Source organism: Cellulomonas sp. GbtcB1 (genome assembly GCF_019091725.1).
GTDB lineage: Bacteria > Actinomycetota > Actinomycetes > Actinomycetales > Cellulomonadaceae > Cellulomonas.
The window spans coordinates 1-233 of record NZ_JAGXJG010000619.1; the positions used below are offsets into that span (position 1 = coordinate 1).

Genomic DNA, 233 nt, shown 5'->3' on the forward strand with positions numbered 1-233 from the left:
TCTCGCGCGGGCCGCCGCCGGCGGGGCGAGCCCGCCCCGCCCCGCCCGCGCGCGGCCCGCGGGGCAGCTGGAGTCCGCCCACCGGCCGCGGTCCTCCGGCGACCGGTTCCCGCACGAGCTGTCCGGCGGCCAGCGCCAGCGCGCGTCGCCCGCCCGGGCGCTCGCGCTCGACCCCGAGCACCTGAACGCCGACGAGCCCACCTCGGCGCTCGACATCTCGGTGCAGGCGCGGG

At 83.3% G+C, this 233-nt stretch carries 1 protein-coding gene; it reads left to right on the top strand.

Annotated features, from left to right (window positions below; translation table 11 throughout):
- On the top strand, positions 1-233 hold a 233-nt coding region (locus KVT14_RS21570; protein ID WP_217617407.1), incomplete at both ends, for an ATP-binding cassette domain-containing protein.